We start from the raw sequence: 22,680 nt of genomic DNA, 5'->3' as shown, positions 1-22,680 counted from the left end.
ATGTTTACTCAAATTATAACTTTTTTAATTATTGTAGCTATCATTGGCTGTATTATGTACGGCAGAAAACTTATAAGAACTGAAAAAGTAGATGCTGTTTTTGGGAACCCAGAACGAGCTAAAGGTGGAACTCATTGGATTATCGTTGGAAGTAGTGTTATTTTATTAACTTGGCTATATTATTCGTGGGATATAGCAAAATCTTTTTACCCTCAATCAGCTAATGAATTATGCCAGGTTGGTAAAGTAAATGACTCTTTATTATCCTTAAAATACTTGTTCCCTATTGAAGAAAGAGAGTTCAAAAGTACATCTATTATTAAGGCTGAAAATAAAAATATAATAAAGCTTAAAAATGAAATTAAAAACTCAAGCGAAATTAGTGAACAACATAGAACAATCTTACTTGGATTAATTGATAAGACTAAATCAACAATTCCATTATTAACTAATGAAGCTTTATTAGATAATCAAACAAAAGTTAAAATTTTTGAACTTGCAGGTAAAATTGATCAATTATCTGCCGAATTTCAGAAAAAAGATTATCCCTATGAAAGTTCGGAACAAAGAAACAAAAGACTAATCGATGCTCAAGCTGAGGGTGGTTGGGGAGCTTCTGGTACAGCTGTGGAAAATACTGTTGAAGTTCCAACAATTCCTAAAACAGATAAAGGCCTAAAATTTGATGCAGCAGCTCAAGAACTTAAAGTAATTAGCGATGAATTCTTTAAATTAAGAAATCATAACTTTCAATACAAATCAGTTATGAAAGAAATTAAAGATGACGTCAAAACATTTAGAAAAGAAGCTAATGATAGTGAAGAAATTGCTTCTACATTAGCAAAAGATGTTCTTAAAATTGCAAGAAGAATTGAATATGCAAGTATATTCCCCCCTAAAACTTTAAATGATTTACAAGGGGCAATCATATCTTTTGATGAAGTTCAAAAAAAGGAACAAGGCTCTTTAAAGTATGTTGATATGCTTTTATTTCCAGCTGGTACAATTGTATCCAGTGGTCCAAATTGTTCTGAACAAGGTTCAGGAAGATGGTTACCCAAACCCTCTGATACTCTAGATAAATTTATTCTTTTATCAAAACCTAGTGTTGGTTTTAAAAATATTCCATTGCTTTGGTTTGAAATGATGGATGTTAGTAAAATAGTTGGTTTTATTCTACCTGATTGGATTGCAGATATTGTTCCAGGTAAATATCCTGTTCATAATGAAAGTGGTGTAGTTGAGCCTAACTTTAAAAGTAAAGTTTTAAGTGTAGTTACTGGTGAGTTTAAATTATTTAAAATTCCTGTTCCTATGGGACATATATGGGATTCTTTTTTAAGGGTATTGTTAGGTTTAGTAATTGGAATTATCTTAGGAGTACCTCTTGGATTATTTATGGGTCTTAATAGATTTGCAAAAGGATTTTTTGATCCATTAATTGAATTATACAGACCGGTTCCACCACTTGCATGGGCTCCACTTATTATATCAGTACTTGGAATTGATAACGTTGGAAAAGTATTTTTACTTTTCATGGTGTCATTTTCTATTATGATTATATCAGCTAGAGCTGGTGCATCAGGTACACAATTATCAAAAATTCACGCTTCACACTCATTAGGAGCATCTAAGTGGCAAATATTAAGATATGTAATATTTCCAAATTCATTACCAGAGATATTAACTGGTGTAAGAGTTGCAATTGGTATGTGTTGGGGAACATTGGTTGCAGCTGAGTTTTTAGCAGGAACAACTGGTATTGGTTTTGTTGAAAACGTTGCTAAGAAATACTTCCAATACGAAGTTATTTGGATCACAATTTTTGTTATGGGAATGTTGGGTTTATTATTTGATGTAACCTTAAGAAAACTTATAGACAAATATATTCCATGGCGTGGTAAAGGCTAATAGTGAAAACCCCGTTACTTAAAAAAGAAATCATAAAGATTTTTCAAAAATATGGTTTAAGTAAAGATCATGCTTCAATTTCAGCTAATGCATTAATTAATGCAGAATTAGTTGGTGCTTATGGGCATGGTTTATCAAGATTGAAGATGTATTGTGATCGTATTTCAAAAAAAGTAATTAATTCAAAACCTAAAATTAAAATTAAAAAGATTTCTCAATCAATTTCTCACATTGATGCAAATAACAGTATTGGTTTTGTTGCAGCTGATCTTGGAATTAAAACTGCAATCAAACATGCACAAAAAACAGGTATTGGAATGGTTGCTGTAAAAAATAGCGGTCACTATGGTTTGTCTGGTTATTACGCAGAACAAGCTGTTAAGAAAAATTTAATAGCAATGATTTACACAAATGCACCTCCTGCTGTTGCACCTCATGGTGCATTAAAAACTTTATTTGGAACAAATCCTGTTTGTTTTGGAACTCCAACTGGATCTAAAATTCCATTTATTTTAGATACATCGATTTCAATGATTAATAGAGGTAAGATTAGAGTTGCTGCAAGAAACAATCAAAAAATTCCTGAAGGTGTTGCTTTAGATAAATTTGGTAAACCAACTATAGATGCTAAAAAAGCATTGGAAGGTGTACAGCTTCCAATTGCAGGTTTCAGAGGATCTGGACTTGCTTGGATGGTTGATATTTTAAGTGGTGTGCTTACAGGTGGAAATCATGCAGGTAAGGTTAAAGATCCTTTTGATGATTTTTCTGGACCACAAAATATTGGTCATTTGTTTATAACTTTTAAAGCAAATTTATTTCAAAAAAATTACAATCAAAGAATTAAGGATAATATTAAAACTATTAAGAAACTTCCTAAAATTAAAGGTGTAAAAGAAATAATGTATCCAGGTCAAAACAAGTTTAATCGATATAAACAAAATCTTAAAAAAGAAATTTCAATATCTGATGTTATTAAGAAAGATCTTGAAACTTTAATAAACAAGTAGCGATAAAAAACCAATAAAGAAAATTAGAACAGATAAGATTATTACTTTGTTAATTGTTTCTTTTTTTAGTTTTTCTTTAAGTTTTCGTCTTAAATCATGCACACACAAGTTCTTTGTGGCTTCAGTTTCATTAGTATTATTTTCTATATCCTCAGAAATTTTATCTAACTCTTCTTTATTCATTAAAGACAGTTAACCACGACCAAAAAAAAATTATATATAAAGGCTGATCAAAATGGGGATATCTGATTATATGATATTAATTTATTCTAAAAAATTTCTTATTTTAAGAGGAAAGAAGTGTTAAAATTCCCAGAGAAACACATACAGTTGAAAAAATAACAGTTCTTTTAACTTTATCTTTTTTTTTCTGGTCTATTATTCTTTGCTTTAGAACATCGACGTTAACTCTAGGGGTCTCTAAAATAACTGATGTTCTATTTAAGCTCTCTGTACTCATTAAAAACAATAGATCATGTAATGCTTAAATTAGATACACAACGTTTGTCCAAAATGGGTTAACTCTTATCTACTTATTGTTCAAATTGGGTTTTTTAAATATATGAAGAAATTACCTAGTATATCCAATGAAATTAAAGAAGATGTAATCTTTAAAATTATCAGTAAAAACTTTAGTAAAATCGCACCCTATTGGTTTGAATTATTATCTAGTTGGCTTATTCGTTCATACAATGTTTTTCAGGATATCGATAAATACATAATTTTAGTTTACTTAATAAATAAAGACTTAATATTCTATAGAAAAAATGGATTAATTGTAGATTACGATACATTTTATAATGATAAATCAATAGAAATTCCTAAAATTAATATCAGCGATATTTCAACTGATCTTAAGATACCTAAAGAAAGTGTAAGACGTAAAGTTCAAGAATTAGAGAAAGCAAGAGTAATTAAAAAAAATGGAAAAAAGATTTTTTTAGATAGATCTGCCTTTATAACAGCAAAACCAAAACAAACTTTAGACGCATTAAGTGTCTTACTTCATAAGTTTAATAAAATATTATTAGACGAAAAAATAACCATTAAGATTTTCAATAAAGATGAAATTACAACATCACTTAAAAATAATTTTTCTTTTTGTTGGTATCAATTTTATAAATTAATATTTATTTTTACCAATCGTTGGAGGATTGCTCTTACTGATTTAGAAACTTTAGCTATTGGGCTTGTAGTTCTTTTAAATACAGTAGGCAATAAAAGTTTTAAAGCACAAGATTTAAATATGAGTCATTGGACAAAGTTAGCTCAGGGAGCCGATGATGTGGGAGTTAATGCCATGTCTTTATCAGATATTACAGGTATTCCTAGACCTACAGTTGTTAGAAAGATAAAAAGATTAGTTGAAACTGATTTTTTACATATTAATGAAAAAAAACTTATTACACTGAACATAAAAGGTTCAAGGTTAAAAAAACAAATTAAGATGCAAAATCAAAATATGAAAAGTTTAAGTAGTATGTTGCATAGAATTTTTAACCAAATTAAGGTTATAAATTCTGATTAGATTTTCTTAAAATATAAATAAAGATAAAACCAGTTATATACATCGTAAGTGCATAAGCTGCTGTGGGTACCATATAAGCTAAATCATCAAACATTAATGTTGCAACAAACACTGCTAAAGTTCCATTTTGTAAACCACATTCTAATGCAATACATTTTTGTTGAGCTATTCCTGATGCAAATTTTTTAGCTATAAAATATCCTAACATCATCATTACTATATTTAAGATTAAAACAGCTAAACCAGCTTGAACAAGATAATTAAGAATATTATCTTTTTCTTCAATCCAAATCGCAACAAAGACAATTATAAATAACAAGCTAGTTAATTTATTAATAATATTAATTTTAGATGAAATAAAATTTTCAGCATAAGCTCTAATAATCATTCCACAAATAACTGGTACAGTTACAACTAATGCCATCTTCAATGCAATACCTATCAATGAAACATCTTTTAGAACTACAACTCCAAAAAATTCAGCTGAGTTAATGACAACAAATGGAACTGATATGATGCTAATTAAACTTACAACTGCAGTCAAAGAGATTGATAATGCTACATCTCCATCTGCAAATTTAGTTAATACATTTGAAGTAACTCCTCCTGGTGCTGCAGCAATAATCATTAAACCAACAGCTAATGGAGTTGAAAGATCTAATATTATAGCTATGGCTAAAGCAACAATTGGCAAAATTACTAATTGAGAAAAAAAACCAACAAAAAAATCTTTTGGAGTTTTTAATACTCTTTTAAAATCTTTAACTGAAAGACCAAGACCTAGTCCTAACATAATTAATGCTAAACAAATTGGTGCTATTTTTGTAACTATCTCCATACCTGCAGTTATTTATAACGATATTTTCTTAAAGAACAAATTTATATCTTTCGTTAACAGATTTGGCTTTTCCAGCGCAGGAAAATGACCACCTTCTTTCATTTTGTTAATTTGTTTAACATTAAATATTCTTTCAATGTAAGATTGTGGAGGCCATTCAGACATTTCTTTTGGAAAAATTGCAATACTAGTTGGGATTGAAATTTTTTTAAAATCTTTTGGAAAGTAGCGGCCACCCTCCTCACGTCTACCAAAGTATATCCAAGAAGCTGTATTAAAAGTATTAGTTAAAACATAAACCATGATGTTTGCTAAAAGAACATCTTTAGAATAAACGCTTTCTATATTGTTATCTTTTAAATCTGACCAACCATGCATCTTTTCAATTATCCAAGCAGCAATTCCTACTGGACTATCGATCATTGCATAACTTAATGTTTGAGGTTTTGTTGCTTGTTGAGTTCTATATCCATCTTGAATAATTTGATCATTATCAAACTTATTTTGCCAAGCCTTTTCTTCTTCTGTTTTTGGGCCATCAGGATGTCTCATGGTTAAACAATTAATGTGAATAGCTTTACAATGATCATAGTGATCATATCCTAACCAGTTTGCTATAGTTGCACCCCAATCACCTCCTTGTGCCACATACTGTTTATATTTTAGATTTTCAGTCATTAATTTATCTAAAATTTCAGCAATTTTTCTTGGACCAATAGGTTTCTTTGGTGCACCTGAAAAACCAAAACCTGGTAAAGATGGCACAATAACAGTAAACCCATCTTCTGCATCACCACCAAATTGTTCTGGGTGAGCTAGTGGTTTTATAACTTCTAAAAATTCAACAATTGATCCTGGCCATCCATGCATTAATAATAAAGGCTTGGGATTTGCTCCACTTCCCTTTTCTTCTATAAAATGAATATCAATCCCATCAACATTGGTTTTAAAATTTGAAAAACTATTGATTAATTTTTCATGTTTTTTCCAATCAAAATTAGAGACCCAATATTCACACAATTCTTTTAAATAGTTCTTATTAGTTCCGTGAACCCAATCATCCATGTCTTGAATTGCAGACCACGGGTAATTCTTTATTTTTGAATTAATGATAGAAATCTGTTCATCTGATACATTAATTTTAAAATCTTTAATCATTTTGTCTTATTTTGTTATCAATAATTATAAAAACAACTATATACATTTTAATTATTATTTATAATTATTGTTTATGCTTTCAAATAAAGAAATAGTCTGCCCCAATAACCTTTTAGATGAGGCTCATAAAAAAAAAGGTGTAAAAGTTGCTGTTGTTAATGCAGGTAAACCATTGCCCATGCTATCGGTTCAAGATGCAGTAAATGAAAATTTAATTGAACCTATTTTTATTGGAGACAAAAAAGAAATTCTAAAATGTGCAGAGGATTTAAAATGGAATATTTCAGAATACGAAATAATTGATGAACCTATTGAAAACGATACTGCAAAAATTGCTGCAAAACTTGCGAGTGAAGATAAGGTAAAAATAATTGTTAAAGGTCATATTCATACTGATGTATTAATGAAAGAAGTTTTAAAACGTGAATATAATTTGTTAGGAAAAACTCGATTAAGTCATATCTGGCACATGACTGTTGAAAAAGATGGCAAACCTTTAATCATTACAGACGGTGCTTTAAATGTTTTGCCTAATGTAAAAACAAAAATGCATATTCTTAAAAATGTAATTAATTTTTCTAATAGAATAGGAATATCTAGACCAAAAGTTGCTGTTTTATCAGCTACAGAGGAAGTTTTAGATAGTGTTCCAAGTTCTTTAGATGCTGCTGAATTAACAAAACTTGCAAAAGAAGAAAATTTAGAAGCTGATGTTTTTGGACCGTTAGCATTCGATAATAGTATTTCAAAAAAATCAGCTGCTATAAAAGGAATTAAAAATGCAGTAGCTGGTGAAGCTGATGTTTTATTAGTTCCAAGTGTAGAAACTGGTAACGGTTTAGTTAAAATGATGATTTATTTTATGGGCGCTTGTGCTGCAGGAGTTGTAGTTGGTGGTAAAGTTCCAGTTGTAATCACAAGTAGATCTGATGAAGCTCAAGCAAGACTAGCTTCCATTGCAGCAGCTGTAGTTGCATTAGATTAATTCTAAATAAAATTTATGAAACCATTTGATTATATAAGTTTATATTTATTAGTAATTATTCTTTGTGTAACTAGTGTAAATATGGCCTATAGATTTTATTTTTAAATCATTGAATAAAATTCATTTATACTTTATTAAGTTGCTCTTAAAATAAAGGAAATAATCAATGGCAATACAATATTTAAAAAAATCACCAAAAACATCATCAACAGACGACACAAAAACAACGGGTATAGTTCAAGATCTATTAAAAGATATTGAAACTACAAAAGAACAAGGTTGTATCGATTTAACAAAAAAGTTTGATAAATATGATGGTGATATTATTGTTTCCAAAGAAAGAATTGAAGAAATCAAAAAAACTCTTGATCAAAAAACTAAAGACGATGTCCAGTTTTCTTATGAAAGAGTTAGAAAATTTGCTGAGGCACAATTAAAAAACTATGGTCAAGATTTTGAAGTGGAATTATCAGATGGTTTATTTGCAGGACAAAAATTAGTTCCTGTAAACACTGCTGGTTGCTATGTACCAGGTGGAAGATATGCTCATATTGCATCTGCAGTAATGAGTGTAACAACAGCAAAAGTTGCAGGTGTTAAAAACGTAATTGCTTGTAGTCCTCCAAAAGAAGGCGTGGGAGCTCATCCAACAATTGTTTACACTGCTGATTTATGTGGTGCTGATGTTATTTTAAATTTAGGCGGTGTACCCGCTATTGCTGCAATGACTAATGGTTTATTTAAAAATCCACCTGCTGACATTATTGTTGGTCCTGGAAACCAATTTGTTGCTGAAGCTAAAAGAATTTTATTTGGTAAAGTTGGAATAGATTTATTTGCTGGTCCTACAGAAATTGGAATTATAGCAGATGCTAAAGCTGATCCAGAAATTGTTGCTGTTGACTTAGTAGGTCAGGCTGAACATGGTTATAATTCACCTTGCTGGTTATACACAACAAGCAAAGATCTTGCTGAAAAAGTAATGAAAAGAGTTCCTGAATTAATAGCTGAACTACCAGAAGTTCCAAGAACTAATGCTGATGCGGCTTGGAGAGATTATGGTGAAGTTATTCTTTGTGATACTGATGAAGAAATGGTTAAAATCAGTGATGAATACGCACCTGAACACTTAGAAGTTCAAACAGAAAACTTACAGTGGTTTCACGACAGATTAACTAATTATGGTTCTTTATTTATTGGTGAAGAAACAACAGTTGCTTATGGAGATAAATGCTCTGGAACAAACCATATATTACCAACTAAAGGTGCTGGAAGATACACTGGTGGTTTGTTTGTTGGTAAATTTGTAAAAACATTAAGTTTCCAAAGAATGACTAAAGAGTCGACTGAATTAGTTGGTGCTGCAGCTGCTAGAATTTCTAGATACGAAGGAATGGAAGCGCACGCAAGAACTGGTGATGTAAGACTTAAAAAATACGGATATTCTAATTAAGAATTTCTAAAAACACCAATAAAGTCAAAAAGCTCATAAATATAATTATAAATAAATTAATTATATTCCACACTTTTTTACTTTTTGCATATTTAGAGAGTATTTTTGATAAATAGCCTAACAAAAAGAAAAATAGGAATGATGCAACTGAAGCACCTATTCCAAATATAATTTTTTCATTCAATAGGAAATTTTTTGAAAAGTTTCCTAAGATAAATACTGTATCTGAATAAACGTGGGGGTTTAAATAAGTAAAACCCAATGTTTTTAAAAAAATATCGTATTTAGAAACACGATTTTGATCACTATCTAAACTTATCTCTGTATTAAGTATTTTTATTTTTGAATAAATAAAATGAATTAAAAATCCAATTAATAATAAATTAAATATTAATTCTATAATTGAATTAAAATATTGAACAAAGTAGTGAAAAAGAAAAATTCCAATAAAAATTAAAATCAAATCAGATAAGGAGCAAATTAAGCAAACTAAAAATATATGCTGTTTTTTTAAACCTTGTTCTATTACAAATATATTTTGAGCACCGATTGCTAAGATTAAACTTAAGCCTGTAAAAAAACCCAATAAAAGAATATCCATCAGATTTTATTAAACTCTTTTTTTACCTTGAACAACCCTATCTAAAATTAATGCAACAAATAAAATAGCAACACCTGCTAGTATACCTTGCCCAACGTTTGCATATTGTAGTGCTTCAAGTACATCTTGACCTAATCCTTTTGCTCCAATTAAAGATGCAACAACAACCATTGCTAAACTCAACATTACGGTTTGATTAACACCAGCTAAGATGGAAGGTGTTGCTAAAGGTAAATCTACTTTTCTAAGTAGGTACCATTTACTTGCACCATAAGCTATTGCTGCTTCTCTGATTGTTTCTGGTACTCCTCTTAATCCAAGTACTGTCAATCTAACAACAGGTGTTCCACCAAAAATCATTGTAATAATTACTGCTGCAACCTTACCTGTTCCAAAGAATGCAATTACAGGAATCATAAATACAAATGCTGGCATAGTTTGCATAAAATCCATTATTGGTCTTATCATTGAATAAAATCTTTGACGCCTTGCACAAAAAATTCCAAGTGGTATTCCAATTGCGATGCTTAATATTGCAGCTGTTCCTAGCAATGCAAGTGTTGTCATAGCCTTTACCCAAAATCCTAAAAATCCCATATAGCTTAAAAATCCAGCAGAATAAATTGCAGCTCTAGGTCCAGCTGATAATCCTGTCAAGGTTACAATCGTAGTAATTATTACTATCCATGGAGTTTTAACAAACAGTAATTCTAAAAAATCTAAAACTGATCTAATTCCAATTGTAATAGCTGTAAATAAAGCATCTCCTTTAAGAACAGCATAATTAAATATTGTTTCAACCCATGCAATTGAAGTTAATCTTATGTCCGGATGAGTTGGAAATTCATTCATAATTACAATTAAACCTGGAAAACTATAATGAACTACTGAAAAGAACATTATTACAGAAGCAAAAACCGTACTTAAAATATAGTTTTTGGTCTTCATACCTGGACTTATTGTTTTGTCTGACAACCATTCAGAATATCTTTTTTCTAATTTAGAATTGGCAAGTACTCCTTGTGCAATTTTAATTAAAATTAATAAAACAATTCCAAAAATTGTAATCCAAATAGCTGATGCTTCAATTCTTTCAACTTCATTAACATAGCCTTGCATAGCATCTTCTAAAGATTTGATATTTCTCTTATAAACATCAACTTTGTCAGGATTATTTGTGATAGCAGCTTCTAACTGTTTATTTCTAAAAGCAATAGTAGATTGAACTTGTTCAATTTTTTGAATTGCATCTTTTGTAATATTGCCAAATAAACCTCTAATAATTTGAACAACTGAAAAAGTTTCAATAATTAAAAAAGTTAAAGCCCAATTCCAAATATTTCTCATTCCAAACCAAATTGGTCCTAGAATTGCTGCATACAAATTAAATGAGATAGAAAACGTGGGTTTACTTCCTATTTTTTGAAATTGATCAATATAATAATCTGGATTTGTTTTAACAAAATCAGTTATTAGTTCTGATCTAGTTGGGTTGTTTAGTTCTTTACTCACCATCTCCTCCTTCAATAACTGCTTTTAAAAGATCTGATTGCGAAATAACTCCAGCTATTTTTTTTTCTGAATTTTGAACAATTATTGGTTTATCTTTTGAAGCTGAAGTTTCAATCAGTTTACTTAATAAATCACTTTCATTTACAACCTCTAAGTCATTGGACAATTTTCCATTTTTATTTTCAAAACTTTCAACAGATTGCATTATTGATTTAGCTTGAACTACTTTTAGTCTAGAAATACCTTTAACAAAATCAGCAACATAATCATCTGCTGGACTAACAACAATTTCCTCAGGTGTTCCAACTTGAATAACCTTACCATCTCTCATTATTGCAATTCGATGACCTACTCTCACAGCTTCGTCTAAATCATGAGTAATAAACACGGTTGTTTTTTTCATCTGTTTTGAAAGTTTGATAAATTCTGATTGAAGCTGTCTTCTTATTAATGGATCTAGTGCACTAAACGGTTCATCCATTAGTAGAAAGTTAGGATCTGCAGCTAAGGCTCTCGCTAGTCCAACTCTTTGTTGCATACCTCCTGATAATTCATGGGCAAATTTATTTCCCCAGCCTTGTAACTCAACAATTTCTAAAATTTTATTGGCAGCATCCAATCTGTCATTTTTACTAATACCTCTTATTTCGAGAGGCATCGCAATATTATCAACTACAGATCTATGGGGCATTAAAGCAAAATTTTGAAATACCATACCTATTTGTCTGTTTCTTAATTCTTGTAAGCTATCTCTATCAAGTGTCATTACATCTTGACCATTGATTAAAATTTTTCCTGATGTGGGTTCTAACAATCTATTAATATGTCTTACCAATGTAGATTTACCACTACCAGACAGACCCATTACACAAAATATTTCTCCTTGTTTTACATCAAAAGAAACATCAGAAACCCCAATAACTGAGTTGTATCTTTCTAGTGCTTCATTTTTTGAAATTTTTTTATTTTGAATTGCATCTAACGCTTCATTTGAAGTGTTACCAAACACTTTCCAAACGTTTTCAATTCTAATTGCTGATCCAGATGAATCCATTTAGCTTTCTTTTACTTAAGGAAATTATACCCGGCAATATTAAATTGCCGAGTATAAGTAATTTATTTTATTAGATTAAAGGCCTAACCAACCATCAACTGTTGATTTATTAGCTTTCATCCAAGCTCTTGCTACATCAGCTGGTTGTTTTTTTTCAACTGAAATTGCATAAGCCATAGCTGACACATCGTCTGCTGTTAATTGAAAGTTCTTAAAGAATTCAACGATAGCTGGCGATTTACTTTCTAAAGAAGTTCCCCAACCAATTTGAATTTGTTTAAGTGCGTCTTTCGAAGCAACATAAGATTTTTTGTACCAGTCAGCATCCTCTTTAGGTTGTACCATTTTGTATTTAGCTGGATCAAATTTTGGCTCTTCCAACATAACTACATCAGCCATTCCCCAAATTGCATGTGGCTTGTAACAATAAAATGCATAACCTTCATCTTTTTTAATTGAGTCAAGTACTCTTGCATTTTTTACTGCTTCTGCTGCTCTAATTGGTTCGATACCTGCATCATATAAACCATAGTCTCTTAACTTGACTTGATTCACATTAGCTGACGCCCAACCATCTGCACCAATCCAGAACTCTCCTTTACCATTGCCATCGCTATCCATAGCTTTAACAACTTCTGGTCTTCCTAAATCTTCAATTGCAGTGATGTTAAATTTTTTCGCAAATTTTTGAGAAACACAGTAACCTTGGTTTCCCTCATATGGTTTGCTACTTAACTTTAAAGTTCCTTTTGGAACCAAATCGTTTGTGTAAGCTTGTTGGTTTGGCAACCAGATATCAGGGTGAACTTCAATTTCACCTTTACTTCTATCAATTGCACCATAGATAGCAGTGTTGTTCCCTGGTACTAGTTCTGCTTCTCCACCCATCTTGTCTGTAACAACAGCAGCTAATAAATTAGCAATTGCTGTAGCACCTGTCCAACCTGGATCTCCAATTTTTACTTTTTCAGCAAATGATGAAAAAATGGCAAAAAGTGAAATTAATCCAGCTACAAGTGTAGTTTTAATTATTCTCATTATCTCTCCTATTAATTTAAAAATTCAGTCTAACGTGAATGATTAAAGTGAGTCAAAGGAAATAAAGTTATAAAAATTATATATATCTCAATAACTTTAACCTAAAAAGTCGCACACTGTATTATTAAATTTTTCAGGACTTTCTAAATGAACATTGTGTGAGCATCCTTCAAATACAATTAACTTACTATTGTTAATATTGTCATTTAATGTTTCAACTTGATTTCTATTGTAAGCTTTATCTTTATCTCCCCAGATTATAAGAGTTTCATTTTTAATTTTTTTTAAATTTTCTAAACCATTCCAATTCTTCATAGCTACTAGCGCGGCATCTGCAGCATCAATTGTAGTAAGCTTTCCAGCTTCTGAACATAAATCAAAATATTCAGCTTTATCTTCATCAACAAACCATGTTTTTGCAATTCTATGAGCAGTATCTGATAGTCCTTCAGTCTTTAATCTTTCTCTTGATTGATCAATCGTTTCAAATCTTTCAGGCATATTTCCTCTAGGACCAGTTCCATAACAAATTAATTTTTCAACTTTGTCTCCTTCAAGCTTTGTCATTTCTTGGACGATCATTCCACCCATTGAGTGTCCTAATAAATAAAATTTATCAATTTTTTTTTGATCGATTAAATATAAAATACTTTTAGCCATTGAATTAATATTGTCACATGGCTCAACTTTATTACTATATCCAAAACCTGGTAAATCAGGTGTAACAACTCTATAGTGTTTTTTTAGTTCTTGTAATTGCGGTCCCCACATGATTGATGAACCTAAGAATCCATGAACCATCACTAATGGAAATTTATCTCCCACGTCATTTACAAATAAATTTTGCATTAAAATATTAAGAGTGACTAATCCAAATAGTTTTTGTTTGAAGAAAAGAATTAAGTGCCTCGGTACCTTGATCTCTACTTAATGAACCAGATTGTTTATATCCTCCAAATGGAGTTTTAATATCTCCCTCTGAAAAAGTATTAACTGAAACCGTCCCACAAGGTAAACTTTTAGCTAGATGAAATGCTCGATTTATATCTTGAGTGAATACACTGGCATGCAATCCATATTTTGAGTTACTTGCAATTTTTAAAGCCTCTTCATCATTTTTAGCAGTTAAAACACCTAATACTGGACCAAAAATCTCTTCTTGAGCAATAGTCATATTTTCTTTTAATCCATCAAACAAAGTTGGTTTTGCAAAAAAACCTTTTTGTTTATTGTTCGATACTCCACCTGATAAAAGTTTTGCTCCTTCATCTATTCCTTTTTGAATATATCCATCGACTGTTTGTAAATGATTTTTTGATATCATTGATCCCATATTAGATTTCAAATCTAATGGATCACCTACTTTTAATTTTTTTACTTTTTTTATAACTTTATCTAAAAACTCATCCTTAACTTTTTTATGAACTATTTGCCTCATATTTGCAGAACAGTTTTGACCCCCATTCCAAAATGCAGAATTAATTGCATTATCAATTAAATCATCATTAATTTTCGCATCCTCTAAAACTATGAATGGACTTTTACCGCCCATTTCAAGAGCAACAGGTTTTAAATTACTTTCGCTCGAATACTTTAAAAAATATCCACCAACTTCGGTTGAACCTGTAAATGAAACTGCATCAACATCTTTATGTCGACCTAGGGCCTCACCAACATCTCCATATCCTGGAAGAACGTTTAATACGCCGTCTGGAATTCCGGCCTCTTTACCAATTTGAGCAACTCTAATTGCAGTAAGAGGGGTATCTTCTGCTGGCTTGATTATTACTGAGCAACCCGCAGCTAATGCAGGTGCCATTTTCCAAACAGCCATCATTAAAGGAAAGTTCCAAGGAACAATTCCTGCAACAACACCTATTGGTTCTTTAACTATTAAACTTGTAATAGATGGTTCAGTTGGACCAACTTTTCCAAACACTTTATCAATAAGTTCTCCATACCACTGAAAGTGCATTGGAGCATCATTAGCAACTTCATTAATACAATCTGTAACTAACTTTCCTGTATCAACACATTCTAAAACTGAATTTTCATCACCATGTTTTCGAAGTAATTCTGCAAATTTTAATAAAACTTCTTTTCTATATTCTGGTGAACTTTTTGACCAAACTCCACTATTAAAAGCTTTTCTTGAAACTTTAACTGCAAGATCGACATCTTTATGATTGCATTTTGCAACGGTACAAAGTTTTTCTCCAGTTGCAGGGTTTATTGTTTCAAACTTTTTTCCATCAATAGCATTTACATATTTACCATTGATAAATGCTCTTCCTTCAATTTTTAATTTTTTTGCAATAGATTTATAATTAGTAGCCACTAATTATTCTGGATTAGACGTTAATGTTTTAATCTCTAAAACATTTTCATTTGGATCTTTTACAAAGAATGTTTCTTGTTCATATTTAGTACCTTTAAATCTTAAATAAGGTTCATCGTAATATTTAGTTCCATTATCTTTTAATCTTTGTTTTAAAGTATCAAAATCTTTTCTTGATAAGTGCACACCAAAGTGAGGAACAGAAACATTCCCCATATCAACGTCATGTCTTTCATTATCTAATTTTTGTTCACTTGCATGAAGAGTTAACTCATTTCCCCAAAAGTCAACATCAGCCCATTCTTGAGCAGAATTGTCTAATCTGCAGCCTAATTTCTCGTTATAAAATTTTTTTGCAATCTCTAAATCACCACATGGTAATGCTAAATGAAAACAATTAGTGTTTTTATACATAAGTTAGTCCTTTAAATTTTGATTTTTGCCACTATATAAACTCTAGTTTATTAATCAACAAGTCAAATTTAACAAATTTTTATGAGTGATTTTCTACAATCTATAATTAATCGAGATCCAGCTGCAAAATCTAAACTGAGTTTAATTTTAACTTATCCAGGAGTTAAAGCTGTGTTCTTTCACAGAATTGCAAATTTTTTTAATACTGCCAAATTTGATTTAATTGCTAGAATAATTTCTCAGTTTTCAAGATTCCTAACAGGTATTGAAATACACCCTGGAGCTAAAATTGGAAAAAATTTATTCATTGATCATGGTATGGGGGTTGTAATTGGAGAAACTTCTGAGATTGGTGAGAATGTAACTATCTATCATATGGTTACACTTGGAGGGATTGCGCCAAGTATAAATTCAAATGGTCAGCGCAATATAAAGAGGCATCCAACTATTGAGGATTATGTGGTTATTGGTTCAGGTGCTCAAGTGTTAGGTCCTGTAAGAGTTGGAAGATGTGCAAAAATTGGTGCTAACGCAGTGATTACAAAAGATGTTCCAGAAAAAGCGGTTATGGTTGGTATTCCCGCAAGAAATGTTGGTATCGCTGATAGCGAATTCAAACCTTATGGTATTACTCCAGATAGTGATACAAAATCAGACTAATGAGCAACATTCAAAATGATTTTATTTCAGGGATTGGTAACACTCCTTTAATAAAATTAAGAGCTGCATCAGAAATTACTGGGTGTAATATTTATGGTAAAGCTGAATTTTTAAACCCCGGTGGGTCAGTCAAAGATAGAGCGGCTTTAGCATTAATTAGAGATGCTCAAGAAAAAAAATTGATTTCAAAAGGTGGAACTGTTGTTGAAGGAACAGCAGGTAATACTGGAATTGGTTTAGGTCTTTTGGGAAATTCTTTAGGGTACAAAACTATTATTGTAATGAACGATAATCAAACTCAAGAAAAAAAAGATTTGTTAAAAAACCTAGGTGCAGAACTTAGATTGGTAGCACCAAAGCCTTACAAAGATGATAATAATTTTGTAAAAATTGCAGCAAGACTAGCTGATGAATTAAGACCATCAAATAATAACGGTGTTATTTGGGCTAATCAATTCGATAACACGGCAAATGCAAAAGGTCATTATGAGGGAACTGGACCAGAAATTTGGAATCAAACAGATGGTAAGGTTGATGGATTTGTTTGCTCATCTGGAACTGGCGGAACTATTTCTGGTGTAAGTAATGCTCTTAAAGAAAAAAATAAAGATATAAAAATTTATTTATCAGATCCCAAAGGTTCTGCTCTTTATAATTACATAAAAAATGGTGAGCTAAAATCAGAAGGTGGATCTATTACTGAGGGAATTGGTTCAAGTAGAGTAACTAAAAACTTTGAAAATGCTAAAATAGATGATGCTTATTCAATCGATGACCATGAAGCACTACCTATTCTATACGATCTAATTCAAAATGAGGGGTTAAGCCTTGGCACAAGTTGTGGAATTAATATAGCTGGTGCAATCAGACTTGGTAAAGAATTAGGGCCTGGAAAAACGATTGTTACAATTCTTTGTGACAGAAGTGATAAATATTCTACTAAAATGTTTAACAAAAAATTCCTTGAAGAAAAAGGATTACCCTTCCCTAATTGGCTTTAAATATAAATTTTATCTGACAACCCATATATTAGAACTGCACTCAAAATAGTAAATACCAGTGGTGCTATAACACCTTCGTTCGAGTCATTTCTAATTCCTGTTTTGTCAATTTTTATCGAATAAGTGTTTACAATTAAGATACATACATTTTGTACAAAAATTAAATTAAAGAATGCCCAAGTACCTTCAACACCATTAGGTCTGACAAACATTATATAAAGAGCCATCAATAATGCTCCTAGAAAAGTAGCACCTATCATTCGCATTATAGGTGTTGCTGTTTCATCCATTTCAAATTTAGCTCTAAAATTTTTATTATTAATTATCATTTGATAAGCATAGATTCCGAAACCTAAAAAATGAGTTATGAAAAGAATTAAGTAAAAAATTCCATTAAATTTTTCAATCATAATTAATTTTTATCAAAAATAATTGTTATTGTTAATTTTTAAATTAAGAAATTAATTCTATGATAAGTTGTAAAATAACTAAATTTTATAAGTATTAAGCCTTTTTCTTCTATATTTTTATAATGTTATGCATTTAATTTTTTGGGATAATAAAAAATTAATAATGAAAGGAGAATAAAAATGTCAGTAGCAAGAATAACGACTCTAAACTTAAAATCTAAGGAAGACGCAGATCAAATTGCAGAAACTTATAAAACAAATGCACCAAGTGAATTTCCTGAAGCAGAACAATTATTGGAAGTTCGTATAAATGACAAAACTTTAATGTTTGTTTCATTATATACCGATAATGATGCAATGGAACGAGCTTCTGCTTCAAGAACTAAACGAATGGATTTAAATAAAGAAGTAATTGATTCAGTTGATGGAAAAGCTGGTGCGGTAATCTTAAATCACAAAAACTAAAGGAAAAAATGCAAGCAATTTACACAAGAACAGTGAGGGTAAAAGATAATAGCTTAGGTAAAGCAATGGAAATTGGAAAAAGTTTAGCAAAGGTTAGAAAAAAATATTATCCTAAGCACAATATTTATTTTTCATTTCAAATTGGTGGTGATCCAAGAACAATTAGAGAAACATTAATTGGTCCAATGTTTGAAGGAGATAATGAAGCTGATGCAAAAATGTCAGCAGATAAAAAATATCAAAGTCTTCAGAAACAATTGAAGAAAGTTGCAGTTGAAGGAACTATCGAAGACGAAATAAGAGTCATCTTTAGTGAATAAGTAAATATTAATAATGAAAGGAGAATAAAAATGTATGTAAAAATAGAACAAAAACTATCTAAGGGATTTAACTTATGGAAAGAAATGATACTTGCAAATGGAGATAAATTAAAAAAATATGGAATGACAATTGCTTTTGCGGGCACAGATAAAGAAGATGATAATACAATGACAGTAATTGTACATTTTGAGTCAATGGAAGGAATGAAAGGATTTAGTGGAGACGAAGAAATTATTAAAGCAAGAATTGAGGCTGGTGTAATTATAGATCAATCAAAAATGACTATGATGTCTAATGATTCAGTAATGAACCATTCTGGTTAATGAATAAAAGAAAGAAGGATAAATATGTCAATATTAGCAAAATATAATGCTGCTATGGAAGCTAAAGACGAAGCTGCCATGAATGAACTTCTGCATGATGATTATAAATTTACGATGCATGCATCAGGTAATGTTTTAGAAAAAGCAGATGTAATTAAATGGGCTATGAGTGGTGACATCAAAAGAGATAAGATAAGAGTAATTTTTGAAAATGATGAAATTGGTGTTGAGCATGCATTTGTAACATTTAATGACGGAAATACTGAGGCGGTAATGGCTGTATTCAAATACAGAGATGGAAAAATGATTTCTCTTGAAACGGGTGCTACTAAAATGCCGAAATAATTATATATATTTTACGAGATTTCATTTAATATTATTAAATGAGTCTCGCTTCTTCTTATTTAATCCTAGTTTTAGCAGTTCTTCTAGGAGTAACTTCAAATAGTTTTGCAAAAAGTGCCGAAGGTTTTACTCTTCTCTTTCCAAGTATAATTACAGGTATTACGATTGTTATGTGCATGTATGCACTTTCAATGGTAATGAAAAATATTCCAATGGGTATAACTTATGCATCCTTTGCAGGATTAACAATTATTGCAACAGTATTTGTTGGTATAATAAGATTTGATCAAATGCCAAATTTATATTCAATAATTGGATTAGTTTTAATTATTATCGGGGTTTTAATGGTAAATCTATTAGGTAACAACTAAGGATGAAACCTTTATTTGGATATTTATTTTTAACTGTTGGTATTTTATCTGGAATAGCTGCTAATAGTTTTGCAAAAATATCCGAGGGTTTCACAAAGACTTTGCCAATAATTTACATGTATCTACTGATGATGATTTGCTTATTTTGTATTGCAAAAGCTATGCATGCACTTCCAGTTGGGTTCGCTTATTCAACATATAGCGGATTAACAGTAGTGGGTGTTGTGGCATTTGCTATGATTAAATATAATCAAATTCCAAATCTTTATGGAATTGTTGGAATTATCCTAATCGTAATTGGTGTGATAATGGTTAACTACTTGGGGAAACTTAATTAGTTTTAGTATTACTATTAGGTGCACATACTTCAGATCTTGTTAAAAATCTTCTTCCTGTACCATTATCAAGTGAAAACATTCCACCCATACCTTTAATACAATCAATTATAAGATCAGTATTTTTCCAAGCCTCATGTTGTGTCTCGCTTATATAAAAAGGAATATCACCAATTTTTCCAACTAACACATCATCGTCACTTACTAAAAATTCTTTCACTGGATAACACATGGGTGCACTTCCATCACAACATCCACCTGATTGATGGAATAATAAATCTTTACCATGAGTTTTTTTTAAATCTTCAATTAACTCAAGTGCAGTAGGTGTTGCTGAAACTTTCATATTTAATATGGCCCGTAATTTGATACGGGCCATTATAATTTATCTATTAAAAGAAGCCTAATTTTTTTTCACTGTACGACACGTGTAAATTTTTCACCTGTCTGTAATGATTAAGCATCATTTTGTGGGTTTCTCTACCAATTCCAGATTGTTTGTAACCACCAAAGGCAGCATGCGCTGGATAAGCATGGTAACAATTTGTCCAAACTCTTCCTGCTTGGATTCCTCTTCCCATTCTATAAGCAACATTACCATTTCTAGTCCAAACTCCAGCTCCTAAACCATAAAGTGTATCATTAGCAATTTCTAATGCATGTGCTTCATCTTTAAATTTAGTAACTGAAACTACAGGTCCAAAAATTTCTTCTTGGAAAACTCTCATAGAGTTATCACCTTCAAAGATAGTTGGTTGGATGTAGTTTCCTTTTTCCAAACCACTATTTAAGTTAGCAACCTCACCACCACAAAGAACTTTGGCACCTTCTTTCTTACCTAAATCTAAGTAAGATTTTATTTTTTCCATTTGTTCTAAGGATACTTGAGCTCCTATCATTGTTTCCATTTTAAGAGGATTGTCTTGTGTAACAGCTTTTGTTCTAGCAACAGCCTTTTCCATAAACTTATCGTAAATAGACTCTTGAACTAACACTCTACTAGGACAAGTACAAACCTCACCTTGGTTAAGAGTAAACATTGCAAAACCTTCCATACATTTATCAAAGAAGTCATCATCATGATCCATGACATCTTCAAAGAAAATGTTTGGTGATTTTCCACCTAATTCTAAAGTTATTGGAATTAAGTTTTGAGATGCATATTGCATAATTAAACGTCCAGTTGTTGTCTCACCTGTAAATGCAATCTTTCTAATTCTCTTAGATGATGCTAAAGGTTTTCCTGCCTCTAAACCAAAACCACTTACTACGTTAACAACTCCTGGAGGTAATAAATCTCCAATTAATTCCATCAGTAGTAAAATTGATGCTGGTGTTTGTTCAGCTGGCTTTAAAACTACACAGTTTCCTGCAGCCAATGCTGGTGCAAGTTTCCAAGTAGCCATTAACAATGGAAAATTCCAAGGTATAATTTGACCAACAACACCTAATGGTTCAGGAATATGATAAGAATATTCACTATTACTTATCTCTGATACAGAACCCTCTTCAGCTCTAATCACGCCTGCAAAATATCTCCAATGATCAACAACTAATGGTAAATCAGCGGCCATACATTCTCTTATAGGCTTTCCATTGTCCAGACATTCTGCTGTAGCTAAAAGTTCCAAGTTCTTCTCAATAACATCTGCTATCTTAAGCAGTATATTTGATCTTTCAGTAATTGATGTAACACCCCATGTTGGAAAAGCTGCATGCGCTGCATCTAAAGCAGCTTCAACATCACTTGCATCTGATCTTGGAACTGCACATATAACTTCATTATTTATTGGGCTTACATTGTCAAAATATTTACCTGATTTAGGTTCAACAAATTTCCCTCCAATAAAGTTTCCATATTTTTCTTTATAAGGAAATTTTACTTTTAGATGAGATGTGTCCAATAAAGGAGACTTCCCAGCTTTAATAGTTTCAGTACTCATTTTTTTTCCTCTCTCTCTACTTTTTTTATTTTTAAGCTTATTATTTTTTTTAGAAACCTTGGATGGTTTCTTTGTCGCTACTGTTTTTGTAGCAACTTTCTTTTTAGTTTTTGATTTTTTTCTAGATACTTTGACTAATTTAGTTTTTTTTTTCTTAGTCTTTATTTTTGCTACTTTTTTTCTTTTAATAGCCATGAAGAAATTTAACTACTAATCAAAGCTGGTGTCTATTTTAATAAATATTATTTACAATTTATGATTGAATAGAGCACTGTATGATGTGTTCTATTTTAAGTGAACACAATTAGCAGATTAAACTAGTTAAAATTATCTGGCAGTTCGTGAATACCATTATCAGTTAGATTAATCTCAAATTCATCCACAATATTGGATAAATCTAGAGCAGAGTATAAATGAGGAAACATATTTCCATCAGAAGCTTGTTCCCAAATTAAATGTTCTAATTTTAATGTTTCAACTTTAAGTAAAACTAAATTTTCTTGTTTTAGATAATATTTTTCAAGAGTTCCTTTAACTTGATCCTCTCCTGAAAAATGAATAAAACCATCCTGTATATCCTTAGAAGACCCTAAATAAGCTCCAGTCTCTTTTGCTTTTTGCCACTCTTCACTATCAATTATTTTAAAAATATATTTTAAATTCACA

General features: G+C 30.8%; 28 protein-coding genes. 13 read left to right on the top strand and 15 right to left on the bottom strand.

Annotated features, from left to right (window positions below; translation table 11 throughout):
* Positions 1-1,911 (top strand): ABC transporter permease, encoded by a 1,911-nt coding sequence (locus ACIJYB_RS02370; protein ID WP_435151909.1) that lies wholly within the window; start codon positions 1-3, stop codon positions 1,909-1,911.
* A 2-nt stretch (positions 1,912-1,913) separates the two neighbouring features.
* Entirely contained in the window at positions 1,914-2,921 is a 1,008-nt protein-coding gene (locus ACIJYB_RS02365; RefSeq protein WP_435086755.1) for an Ldh family oxidoreductase, read from the top strand.
* Here the strand turns inward: ACIJYB_RS02365 and ACIJYB_RS02360 are convergent.
* Both ACIJYB_RS02360 and ACIJYB_RS02355 read right to left on the bottom strand, forming a co-directional pair.
* Positions 2,907-3,104: a hypothetical protein gene (locus ACIJYB_RS02360; protein WP_435151906.1), complete on the bottom strand. Its 198-nt coding sequence runs from the start codon at positions 3,102-3,104 to the stop codon at positions 2,907-2,909. The genes ACIJYB_RS02365 and ACIJYB_RS02360 overlap by 15 nt on opposite strands.
* A 103-nt stretch (positions 3,105-3,207) precedes the next feature.
* Positions 3,208-3,381 carry a hypothetical protein gene (locus tag ACIJYB_RS02355; RefSeq protein WP_435151903.1) on the bottom strand — a complete coding sequence of 58 codons (174 nt, stop codon included), beginning with the start codon at positions 3,379-3,381 and terminating at the stop codon, positions 3,208-3,210.
* A 102-nt stretch (positions 3,382-3,483) separates the two neighbouring features.
* Here ACIJYB_RS02355 and ACIJYB_RS02350 point away from each other — a divergent pair, with 102 nt between their 5' ends.
* Positions 3,484-4,449, top strand: a complete 966-nt coding sequence (locus tag ACIJYB_RS02350) for a MarR family transcriptional regulator (RefSeq protein WP_435151901.1) — start codon at positions 3,484-3,486, stop codon at positions 4,447-4,449.
* On the opposite strand, the gene ACIJYB_RS02345 is transcribed toward ACIJYB_RS02350, so the two are convergent.
* Complete coding sequence (locus tag ACIJYB_RS02345) at positions 4,433-5,287, bottom strand: bile acid:sodium symporter family protein (RefSeq protein WP_435151898.1); 855 nt, start codon at positions 5,285-5,287, stop codon at positions 4,433-4,435. The two genes, ACIJYB_RS02350 and ACIJYB_RS02345, sit on opposite strands and share 17 nt — an antisense overlap.
* Before the next feature lie 12 nt (positions 5,288-5,299).
* On the bottom strand, positions 5,300-6,445 hold the full coding sequence (locus tag ACIJYB_RS02340) for an epoxide hydrolase family protein (RefSeq protein ID WP_435151896.1): 1,146 nt from the start codon (positions 6,443-6,445) through the stop codon (positions 5,300-5,302).
* A 73-nt stretch (positions 6,446-6,518) separates the two neighbouring features.
* Here ACIJYB_RS02340 and ACIJYB_RS02335 point away from each other — a divergent pair, with 73 nt between their 5' ends.
* Both ACIJYB_RS02335 and hisD read left to right on the top strand, forming a co-directional pair.
* Positions 6,519-7,430, top strand: a complete 912-nt coding sequence (locus tag ACIJYB_RS02335; RefSeq protein WP_435086747.1) for a bifunctional enoyl-CoA hydratase/phosphate acetyltransferase — start codon at positions 6,519-6,521, stop codon at positions 7,428-7,430.
* A 166-nt stretch (positions 7,431-7,596) separates the two neighbouring features.
* A complete protein-coding gene (gene hisD, locus ACIJYB_RS02330) occupies positions 7,597-8,883 on the top strand; it encodes a histidinol dehydrogenase (protein WP_435151893.1) in 1,287 nt (428 codons plus the stop codon).
* Here the strand turns inward: hisD and ACIJYB_RS02325 are convergent.
* The 7 genes from ACIJYB_RS02325 to ACIJYB_RS02295 form a co-directional block, all read right to left on the bottom strand.
* Entirely contained in the window at positions 8,876-9,484 is a 609-nt protein-coding gene (locus ACIJYB_RS02325) for a LysE/ArgO family amino acid transporter (protein WP_435086746.1), read from the bottom strand. The genes hisD and ACIJYB_RS02325 overlap by 8 nt on opposite strands.
* 9 nt (positions 9,485-9,493) lie before the next feature.
* Positions 9,494-10,999, bottom strand: a complete 1,506-nt coding sequence (locus tag ACIJYB_RS02320; protein ID WP_435152508.1) for an ABC transporter permease — start codon at positions 10,997-10,999, stop codon at positions 9,494-9,496.
* Positions 10,989-12,050 (bottom strand): quaternary amine ABC transporter ATP-binding protein, encoded by a 1,062-nt coding sequence (locus ACIJYB_RS02315; protein WP_435151890.1) that lies wholly within the window; start codon positions 12,048-12,050, stop codon positions 10,989-10,991. The genes ACIJYB_RS02320 and ACIJYB_RS02315 overlap by 11 nt, the downstream gene beginning before the upstream one ends.
* Positions 12,051-12,125: 75 nt before the next feature.
* Positions 12,126-13,088: an ABC transporter substrate-binding protein gene (locus ACIJYB_RS02310; protein ID WP_435086743.1), complete on the bottom strand. Its 963-nt coding sequence runs from the start codon at positions 13,086-13,088 to the stop codon at positions 12,126-12,128.
* A 96-nt stretch (positions 13,089-13,184) separates the two neighbouring features.
* Positions 13,185-13,937 (bottom strand): alpha/beta fold hydrolase, encoded by a 753-nt coding sequence (locus ACIJYB_RS02305; protein ID WP_435151887.1) that lies wholly within the window; start codon positions 13,935-13,937, stop codon positions 13,185-13,187.
* A 7-nt stretch (positions 13,938-13,944) separates the two neighbouring features.
* The gene (locus tag ACIJYB_RS02300) at positions 13,945-15,426 is read right to left on the bottom strand and encodes an aldehyde dehydrogenase (protein WP_435151884.1); all 1,482 of its coding nucleotides are present in this window, start codon (positions 15,424-15,426) and stop codon (positions 13,945-13,947) included.
* A 3-nt stretch (positions 15,427-15,429) separates the two neighbouring features.
* Positions 15,430-15,840, bottom strand: a complete 411-nt coding sequence (locus tag ACIJYB_RS02295) for a VOC family protein (protein WP_435151881.1) — start codon at positions 15,838-15,840, stop codon at positions 15,430-15,432.
* 81 nt (positions 15,841-15,921) lie between these two features.
* Here ACIJYB_RS02295 and epsC point away from each other — a divergent pair, with 81 nt between their 5' ends.
* Complete coding sequence (epsC, locus tag ACIJYB_RS02290) at positions 15,922-16,500, top strand: serine O-acetyltransferase EpsC (RefSeq protein WP_435151878.1); 579 nt, start codon at positions 15,922-15,924, stop codon at positions 16,498-16,500.
* Complete coding sequence (locus ACIJYB_RS02285) at positions 16,500-17,501, top strand: cysteine synthase A (RefSeq protein WP_435151875.1); 1,002 nt, start codon at positions 16,500-16,502, stop codon at positions 17,499-17,501. Before epsC ends, ACIJYB_RS02285 begins: the two co-directional genes overlap by 1 nt.
* On the opposite strand, the gene ACIJYB_RS02280 is transcribed toward ACIJYB_RS02285, so the two are convergent.
* Positions 17,498-17,911, bottom strand: coding sequence for a hypothetical protein (locus tag ACIJYB_RS02280; protein ID WP_435086733.1), 414 nt, complete (start codon positions 17,909-17,911; stop codon positions 17,498-17,500). The genes ACIJYB_RS02285 and ACIJYB_RS02280 overlap by 4 nt on opposite strands.
* A gap of 180 nt (positions 17,912-18,091) precedes the next feature.
* Between ACIJYB_RS02280 and ACIJYB_RS02275 the strand changes: the two genes are divergently transcribed.
* From ACIJYB_RS02275 to ACIJYB_RS02250, 6 genes are read left to right on the top strand one after another with little or no spacing between them, the layout of a single operon-like run.
* Complete coding sequence (locus tag ACIJYB_RS02275; RefSeq protein WP_435086732.1) at positions 18,092-18,376, top strand: hypothetical protein; 285 nt, start codon at positions 18,092-18,094, stop codon at positions 18,374-18,376.
* 8 nt (positions 18,377-18,384) lie between these two features.
* The gene (locus tag ACIJYB_RS02270) at positions 18,385-18,696 is read left to right on the top strand and encodes a hypothetical protein (protein ID WP_435086730.1); all 312 of its coding nucleotides are present in this window, start codon (positions 18,385-18,387) and stop codon (positions 18,694-18,696) included.
* A gap of 30 nt (positions 18,697-18,726) precedes the next feature.
* The gene (locus ACIJYB_RS02265; RefSeq protein ID WP_435151872.1) at positions 18,727-19,020 is read left to right on the top strand and encodes a hypothetical protein; all 294 of its coding nucleotides are present in this window, start codon (positions 18,727-18,729) and stop codon (positions 19,018-19,020) included.
* A 24-nt stretch (positions 19,021-19,044) separates the two neighbouring features.
* Complete coding sequence (locus tag ACIJYB_RS02260; protein WP_435151870.1) at positions 19,045-19,365, top strand: nuclear transport factor 2 family protein; 321 nt, start codon at positions 19,045-19,047, stop codon at positions 19,363-19,365.
* Between the two features lie 38 nt (positions 19,366-19,403).
* The gene (locus ACIJYB_RS02255) at positions 19,404-19,736 is read left to right on the top strand and encodes a DMT family transporter (RefSeq protein WP_435151867.1); all 333 of its coding nucleotides are present in this window, start codon (positions 19,404-19,406) and stop codon (positions 19,734-19,736) included.
* A 2-nt stretch (positions 19,737-19,738) separates the two neighbouring features.
* Complete coding sequence (locus ACIJYB_RS02250) at positions 19,739-20,074, top strand: DMT family transporter (RefSeq protein ID WP_435151864.1); 336 nt, start codon at positions 19,739-19,741, stop codon at positions 20,072-20,074.
* Here the strand turns inward: ACIJYB_RS02250 and ACIJYB_RS02245 are convergent.
* The 3 genes from ACIJYB_RS02245 to ACIJYB_RS02235 all read right to left on the bottom strand — a co-directional run bounded on the left by ACIJYB_RS02245 (position 20,067) and on the right by ACIJYB_RS02235 (position 22,679).
* Positions 20,067-20,417, bottom strand: coding sequence for a DUF779 domain-containing protein (locus ACIJYB_RS02245; RefSeq protein WP_435151862.1), 351 nt, complete (start codon positions 20,415-20,417; stop codon positions 20,067-20,069). The genes ACIJYB_RS02250 and ACIJYB_RS02245 overlap by 8 nt on opposite strands.
* Before the next feature lie 46 nt (positions 20,418-20,463).
* Positions 20,464-22,014, bottom strand: coding sequence for an aldehyde dehydrogenase family protein (locus ACIJYB_RS02240; protein ID WP_435087152.1), 1,551 nt, complete (start codon positions 22,012-22,014; stop codon positions 20,464-20,466).
* A gap of 317 nt (positions 22,015-22,331) precedes the next feature.
* Complete coding sequence (locus ACIJYB_RS02235) at positions 22,332-22,679, bottom strand: DUF952 domain-containing protein (RefSeq protein ID WP_435151859.1); 348 nt, start codon at positions 22,677-22,679, stop codon at positions 22,332-22,334.
* Position 22,680: the final 1 nt, after the last annotated feature.

This window comes from Candidatus Pelagibacter bacterium nBUS_44 (assembly GCF_051200895.1).
GTDB lineage: Bacteria > Pseudomonadota > Alphaproteobacteria > Pelagibacterales > Pelagibacteraceae > Pelagibacter.
This window is presented reverse-complemented; position numbering and strand designations above follow the sequence as displayed.